This window comes from Desulfovibrio sp. OH1186_COT-070 (assembly GCF_003860215.1).
Classification (GTDB): domain Bacteria; phylum Desulfobacterota; class Desulfovibrionia; order Desulfovibrionales; family Desulfovibrionaceae; genus Desulfovibrio.
The window spans coordinates 1-5618 of record NZ_RQYH01000064.1 but is presented as its reverse complement, the minus strand read 5'-3'; the positions used below and the strand labels follow the sequence as shown (position 1 = coordinate 5618).

Here is a 5618-nt window from a genome sequence, read left to right as displayed (position 1 = left end):
TGAATGTACCGGATGCGAATTCCTCTTTTTTCAGCCCAGGACTGGAAAATGCCGCTCACATATTCAGGGCCGTTATCACAACGAATCTCCCTGGGACAGCCCCGCCGTTCAATGATGTTCCGGGGCGCGGATTGGCCGCTCCAACGACAAGGAAAAATCAATCTCAATGCCGAGCCCTTCAAACGCTACCATTTTTGGGGGGGATTACACCACTAACCATTGATGGCTTGTCTTTGGATGCGGTTTATGAAAACTTTGTTCGTCAGGTAGCTGATGAAACTCTTGGCACCAAACCTGCTGAACGGCTCCAGGAACAAGTAATCGTGACAAAGCTAGACGCAAACTTGAGCGACAGATAGCGGCGTTGGAAAAGAAGATCGTCAATGCAAAGCAGTTCAACCGCAAGGTGGAACTGAACGCTGAAATCAAGCTGCTCCGTAAAGAACTGAGAGAGTTATGGCAATGTCTGCTGAAATAATGAAAAATGATTGGGATTTGGATGACGCAGAACTGACCAGACGAGCGCAAGCAGCGTCTCGTCTGGCGATTGAACGGCTGAAAGCCAAAGGTTGCCCCATTGCCAAATGCGACCCTGAAAATGGAACGGTTTACATGTTGCAACCGGATGGTAGCAGAACAAATGTAATTGATCTGAAACAGTGGAACAGGGACAATGGCATCGATTAAAAACAGGAAGTAGGCTGCTTGGGCATATGTTCCTCGCTTACGGTTGAAGACAAGCGAACTGTGCCACAAAATGAGAGTTGAACAGTCTCGTGACTACGATACTTGGACGGATGTCCCCATCACTTCCTGTACAACCTGGGGATGCAATGCAACTACTTTTAGCAGCGTCTTGGCGGCTCCGGAGGGTTCGCGCCGTCCCTGCTCCCAATCGTGCAGAGTGCGGACGGAAATGCCCAACAAGTCGGCAAACTGGTGTTGCGAAAGGCCCAGCTTGATACGGGCGTCCAGTGCGAGCCTTTGCTCCGCACTGATAATATCTTCCGCGATGACAGCACCATTCTTGTTCAGCACATGACGCAACACCGAGCCATCGGCCTGCGGCTGCAATACGGTCTTGCGCACGGGCCGGAGCATTTCCCCTGTGGGATCTTCCAGAGCCTGGCGCATGAGTTTTTGTGCCTTACTCATCATAGGTCTCCTTGAGCTTGCGTAGCCACTGGCGCGGGACATCTTCGCGCTCATTTTTGCCATAGGCAGTCACGAGGACGATTTGTCCCGCCTTATTGCGCAAAAAGTATATCACCCGCGCTCCGCCCCTTTTTCCCTTGCCTTGCACCTTCCAGCGGATTTTGCGGCAGCCTCCGGTTTCCGGGATTACATCCCCGGCATCGGGGCGCTGGCAAAGATACCATTGGAACGCCAAAAACTGTTCTTCCGAAAACAGTTCGTCTCGTAGAGCAGCAAAGAGGCCCAGTTCTACAAACTCGTAATACACAGCTTGACTGTGCGGCTTTGCCGTATAGTTGTCAAGCTCCCATAAAATCTGAGACATTCACCTTTATGATGATTCTTTAAAAAATTTATTTTGAATTTCATATAGTTGAAGTACGGCTTTCATTGAAAGCGTGAAACTCTCTAAAAGCTCTCGCTTCATGAGTATGGGAAATTCTGCTTTCAAACGCTGCCATTTTTGGGGGGGGATTACACTCCTCTGCATTGGGATGCCGTCTTCAGTTGTATGTGCGGCATCCCAGGCACACCTTTCGACCGAAGCATGCAGACTGACCGGCACACGATGGAGCAAAACCAGCTTGACTCAAAAAACCAAATTTAGTACGTATTTGGCCAAAGGAGCGTGGATATGCAACTCAGCACCGCAGTACGACCGATCAGTGAGGTCAAGGCACAAGCCGCAGAAATCATTCGTACTTTTAGCGAAGAGGCTGCACCGCCTGTTGTGATTACCCAGAATGGCGAGGCCAAGGCCGTGCTCATGGGTATCCATGAATACGAGCGCATGCAGGAAACATTTGCCATGCTCAAGGCCCTCAGCCTTTCCGGCAAGAGCTTTGAGGCGGGCAAGGGGCGCTCTGCCCAAGAAGTTTTTGTCGGCCTGCGTGCAAAGGCTAAACCATGATCCATCCCGCAGGGGCGCCTCATTGGGAGGTCGTGCTCTCCCCGGAATCAGAGCAAGACTTGCTGGAGATATACTCCTATACAGCGGCAAGTGCAGGGCAGGAGCAGGCGGAGGCGATTCTGGACAAGCTTGAGCAGGCCATCCTTTCTCTGGATAGTTTCCCTCTGCGTGGCAATGTCCCCCCAGAACTGGAAATGGTGGGCATCACCCGTTATCGTGAAATACATGTCCATCCGTGGCGCATAATCTACGAGGCGCTTGAGGCCGTGGTGCATGTCCATTGGGTGTTTGATTCTCGACGCGATGTGGCGGGGCAGCTTGTACAAAAAGTGCTGCGGGGGTAGTGCCCCTGTACCTCTCCCTTAAAATAGTTCAGACCAAAACCGGAGACTTCCAGCACATTACTCAGAGTGGAGTCTAAAGTGCCAGCGCCTCCGGTGAAAGCCGGAGGCGCTGGCACGTGCGTTGATTGAAATTTTGATGACTGTAGCGGCTTCACTACAAGGTGTGCGATACAAAAGGCAAAACGGAGGAACTATGTCCAAGCCTCTCTTTCTGATGGTGCCCCTTCTTTGTGCCCTGCTGACATCCCCCTGCCTTGCAGGCGAGAAGAACGTTACGGAATTGCGCCAGATCGCGCAGGCAGGTGGTTCACTTATTGTGGATATGGATAAGCGCCGGTATACCGTCACCGAGCTGATAAACGTTGCCTCTGCCCTTATTCAGGGGGCCACATTGACGATCAAGATGGACGACAATGCCCTGACAGTCACCCAGTGCGCACAGATTGCGAGAGCAAAGCCGGGGCAGGTACGTTTCTGGTTTTGAGGCGATACAAAGAAATCCTTTTCACCATAACCCCGCCTCTAGGCAGGGGAATTTTACAAAATTGTTTGGATTGCCCTGTATCTTTTCGATGCGTTTGGTGCGCGTACACTCCCATTTGTCAACAGGGAATTGGTGTTTCCTGTGGCGCACTGGCGGCATACCCGACCGAACCAACAACCCTCTTGAGCGATTGAACCGGGAAATTCGTCGTCGAACGCGCGTTGTGGGCAGCTTTCCTGATGGGCATGCCGCCCTGATGCTGGTAGCGGCCAGGCTCAGGTACATGGCGGGGCAGAAATGGGGTACGCAACGGTACATGAATATGAGAACGGAGATGTCGGCATAGAACCGGAGCCGTCACGGCCCTTGCAGCGCGGGATTGCCGCTTCGCATCCCGCTCACAAGGCCCGCGCCGACTCCTCAAGGCAGAGCCAAAACCCACACCATACGGCTGCTACGAAAAGTGCGAAAATTTCTGGACACTACCTCCAGTTTTGGTCTGAACTATTTTAAGAGAGGGGTACAGGGGGGCACAAGATAACTACAATGATTTTTGCGATAATTCTTTGTTTTCCAAAGAAAATCGTTCATTTTCTCGCTTTTGAAGAGTACCACACATTCTTTTTTTCCACTCTTCTAGACGAATAGTGCATTTTTGATATAATTCAAAATTATTTGAGTGTGTTGGGTTATTAATATCCTCTCTTGTGTTTATGGGCCATTTTTTTTCTATAATTTCAGAAAACTGGGCAAATACGCTATCTAAAACATCATAATGTTCGCTATAGAAAGATTCTTTTTTGATATTTAATTTTTTATTTATTTCTTTGCGTATGGATAAAATCGGATACATAGATGTAACAAATTCAAACCATTTATCTGAATCTATTTTATCATTAATAAATTTATCATTCATGGCATTTGAAAATCCCATCATAACCTCTTCGTCCTTGAACTTTATTGCAGACTTTAAATATTTTTTAAATTGATATGGTTTGATGTTGAAATCTAATGCCCTTTCAGAAATCCATTTATTATGTTTGTGAATGATGACAATAGCACCAGCAATACCTAATATTGAAACAATAGGAAGTAACGCAGGGATAATTGTAGCTGGTATAAGGCACACCCAAAAAAATACAAGCCATTTTATCAATTTTTTTAAAAGCATTTTATCTCTCCTGTTTTTTTTATATTATTTATTTGAAAAAGAAACTAAATTGTTATACTATTTTATAAATATTATCTTTTAATGACTGCTGTTACTATTGTTAAAACTACAACCACTAAAAATCCAAATCCAGTCAAACTAACAAGTCCGATTCCAAGTGCTCCAATAATACCAAAAAATATACTCCCAGTCCAAGCATAGCCAAGATAAAATCCACAAAATATTGCGATGATACATCCAAGAACAATAAGCATCTGTGCCTCCTGAAAGAAGAAATTTAATTTTTAAGACGATGCGTTACGCATTTTCCCTCATAAAAGGAGTGAAAAGGGTGACGCAGAAGCAACATATCTTCACCAAAACGCCACCAAGTTCTGCGACTCTAAATTTAGGCTCGTATTCACTCATAGTCGATGTTTATGCGCTAGTCAAGCTAGTAGGATATCTTCAGGAGTTTTTATGTCTGGAGCCTACTCGAAACAAGATTATGAACTTTTACAAATAGTTGGCGCATCTCTTCGCGCCTACCGCCGCGAGCGGGCACTCACTCAGGAGCAAGTTGCAGAGATGGCAGGGCTGAACGTTACCTATTTAAGTGATGTGGAGCGTGGCAAACGAAATATTAGTCTCATTAATCTGGCACGTCTTGCCCGCGCTTTTTCCTTGTCCTTGGGGGATTTCTTTCGCATTTTTCCCTTAAAATAACGGTGCTATCCCGTACTTTGATGGTGGCGGGAGCCTTTGCCGACTCCGGAGCCAACTTTCATGCGCGACTGATTTCTGTGTCATCCAACACGGTTCACAGCTATATTACTTTCCTGAGCAAAGCCCCAAGTCAAAGCCTCCGCTCACTGCGGAGGCTTTGACTTTAAAGCGTATCGTTTATTCAGGAGGGTATATGAATTTCACCTACCAATCTCAGGACACTATCGAACTGGCCAAAGCCCTGATCAATGTGCAGCGGACGGTGCAGCCTGTCGTCAGGGGCGCTGAAAACCCCTTCACCAAAAGCTGGTGTAGCCCCTCATTTTTGCATGCAGAAAAGCCCTTGCGCGTCGTGTCGCAAGGGCTTGCTGTCAGGTGGCGCGCCCGACAGGATTTGAACCTGTGGCCTTTGACTCCAGAGGCTAACGCTCTATCCAACTGGATAGTGTCGTCACGAGATTGAAGCCCATAAAAAGATACATCTGATCTGAATAGCAGCCAAGAATGAGTCTGCATTTTTCGCATAGGGTCGCAATGCCGCGCCATCGCTTCAAATGGAGGAATGCGTTCCCTATCAGGTACCAGTGTAATCTCCCCATTTGTGGTAGTATTCAAAAGTAGAGCCTATGCCGCCCGTTTCAGTTTCATGGCCGGGGTGATGCCATCGATGCCCATGTTGGGCCGTTCGTTGTTATAGATCCAGAGCCAGGCCGTGGCAAACTCCTGTATCCAATGACTCAAAGAGATACTGATTCAGCCAGTCATACCGCACGGTTCGGTTATAGCGTTCGGCATAGCCGTTTTGCTGCG

Annotated in this window: 11 protein-coding genes and 4 pseudogenes; 8 read left to right on the top strand and 7 right to left on the bottom strand. The window is 47.8% G+C overall.

The annotated features are described in order from the left end of the window. Positions 1-180: pseudogene (locus EII23_RS13510) on the bottom strand (IS3 family transposase); the annotation flags it as partial. A 184-nt stretch (positions 181-364) separates the two neighbouring features. On the opposite strand from EII23_RS13510, the gene EII23_RS13685 reads away from it, so the two are divergent. Further along, entirely contained in the window at positions 365-478 is a 114-nt protein-coding gene (locus EII23_RS13685; RefSeq protein WP_409360241.1) for a hypothetical protein, read from the top strand. Beyond that, positions 457-687, top strand: coding sequence for a hypothetical protein (locus tag EII23_RS11640; protein ID WP_124793508.1), 231 nt, complete (start codon positions 457-459; stop codon positions 685-687). The genes EII23_RS13685 and EII23_RS11640 overlap by 22 nt, the downstream gene beginning before the upstream one ends. A gap of 93 nt (positions 688-780) precedes the next feature. On the opposite strand, the gene EII23_RS11635 is transcribed toward EII23_RS11640, so the two are convergent. Next, complete coding sequence (locus tag EII23_RS11635) at positions 781-1155, bottom strand: DNA-binding transcriptional regulator (RefSeq protein WP_260424709.1); 375 nt, start codon at positions 1153-1155, stop codon at positions 781-783. Continuing rightward, positions 1148-1519 (bottom strand): type II toxin-antitoxin system RelE/ParE family toxin, encoded by a 372-nt coding sequence (locus tag EII23_RS11630; protein WP_221620398.1) that lies wholly within the window; start codon positions 1517-1519, stop codon positions 1148-1150. Before EII23_RS11630 ends, EII23_RS11635 begins: the two co-directional genes overlap by 8 nt. 309 nt (positions 1520-1828) lie before the next feature. Between EII23_RS11630 and EII23_RS11625 the strand changes: the two genes are divergently transcribed. The 4 genes and pseudogenes from EII23_RS11625 to EII23_RS11605 all read left to right on the top strand — a co-directional run. Further along, positions 1829-2104: a type II toxin-antitoxin system Phd/YefM family antitoxin gene (locus tag EII23_RS11625; RefSeq protein ID WP_124793507.1), complete on the top strand. Its 276-nt coding sequence runs from the start codon at positions 1829-1831 to the stop codon at positions 2102-2104. Continuing rightward, positions 2101-2448, top strand: coding sequence for a type II toxin-antitoxin system RelE/ParE family toxin (locus EII23_RS11620; RefSeq protein WP_124793506.1), 348 nt, complete (start codon positions 2101-2103; stop codon positions 2446-2448). Before EII23_RS11625 ends, EII23_RS11620 begins: the two co-directional genes overlap by 4 nt. A 193-nt stretch (positions 2449-2641) precedes the next feature. Continuing rightward, on the top strand, positions 2642-2932 hold the full coding sequence (locus EII23_RS11615; protein ID WP_124793505.1) for a hypothetical protein: 291 nt from the start codon (positions 2642-2644) through the stop codon (positions 2930-2932). Between the two features lie 135 nt (positions 2933-3067). Then, positions 3068-3278, top strand: a pseudogene (locus tag EII23_RS11605) (transposase); the annotation flags it as partial. Positions 3279-3473: 195 nt separating this feature from the next. Here EII23_RS11605 and EII23_RS11600 read toward each other — a convergent pair. Both EII23_RS11600 and EII23_RS11595 read right to left on the bottom strand, forming a co-directional pair. Beyond that, positions 3474-4103, bottom strand: coding sequence for a hypothetical protein (locus EII23_RS11600; protein WP_124793504.1), 630 nt, complete (start codon positions 4101-4103; stop codon positions 3474-3476). Between the two features lie 71 nt (positions 4104-4174). After that, on the bottom strand, positions 4175-4357 hold the full coding sequence (locus EII23_RS11595; RefSeq protein ID WP_124793503.1) for a hypothetical protein: 183 nt from the start codon (positions 4355-4357) through the stop codon (positions 4175-4177). A 205-nt stretch (positions 4358-4562) separates the two neighbouring features. Here EII23_RS11595 and EII23_RS11590 point away from each other — a divergent pair, with 205 nt between their 5' ends. After that, entirely contained in the window at positions 4563-4808 is a 246-nt protein-coding gene (locus EII23_RS11590; RefSeq protein ID WP_124793502.1) for a helix-turn-helix domain-containing protein, read from the top strand. A 193-nt stretch (positions 4809-5001) separates the two neighbouring features. Next, a complete protein-coding gene (locus EII23_RS11585) occupies positions 5002-5271 on the top strand; it encodes a hypothetical protein (protein ID WP_124793501.1) in 270 nt (89 codons plus the stop codon). On the opposite strand, the pseudogene EII23_RS11580 reads toward EII23_RS11585, so the two are convergent. Together EII23_RS11580 and EII23_RS11575 are read right to left on the bottom strand one after the other, a co-directional pair. After that, positions 5260-5389: pseudogene (locus EII23_RS11580) on the bottom strand (IS5/IS1182 family transposase); the annotation flags it as partial. The gene EII23_RS11585 and the pseudogene EII23_RS11580 overlap by 12 nt on opposite strands. 43 nt (positions 5390-5432) lie before the next feature. Continuing rightward, positions 5433-5618: pseudogene (locus EII23_RS11575) on the bottom strand (transposase); the annotation flags it as partial.